This is a genomic window from Pseudomonas frederiksbergensis (assembly GCF_003732665.1).
GTDB classification, from domain to species: Bacteria; Pseudomonadota; Gammaproteobacteria; order Pseudomonadales; family Pseudomonadaceae; genus Aquipseudomonas; species Aquipseudomonas frederiksbergensis_G.
This window is the reverse complement of sequence record NZ_MOBP01000236.1, coordinates 1-258: the sequence shown is the minus strand read 5'-3', so window position 1 is coordinate 258 and position 258 is coordinate 1. Positions and strand designations below refer to the sequence as shown.

Sequence of the window (258 nt, the reverse complement as noted above, 5' to 3'; positions counted from 1 at the left end):
CGGGTCAGCGGCAGGTTCAGCCAGCGCCGGCCCGTGGCATTGCTGACCGCGTTGCCGAGGGCGGCAGCCATTGGCCCTTGGACGATTTCGGCGGCACCGAGGAAGGGTTCGCCCGGTTGATCGAGCAGGTGCACATCGACTTTTTTCGGCAATTGCGTAAAACGCAGGATCGGATAACCGCTCCAGTCGTAGCTGCGAATACCGCCGGCGTCGTAGGCGACTTTTTCGTAGAGCGTCCAGCTCGCCGACTGGACGATG

The 258-nt window shown here is 62.8% G+C and carries 1 pseudogene; it reads right to left on the bottom strand.

The features are described 5' to 3' along the window. Window positions 1–258: pseudogene (locus BK665_RS33990) on the bottom strand (xanthine dehydrogenase family protein molybdopterin-binding subunit); the annotation flags it as partial.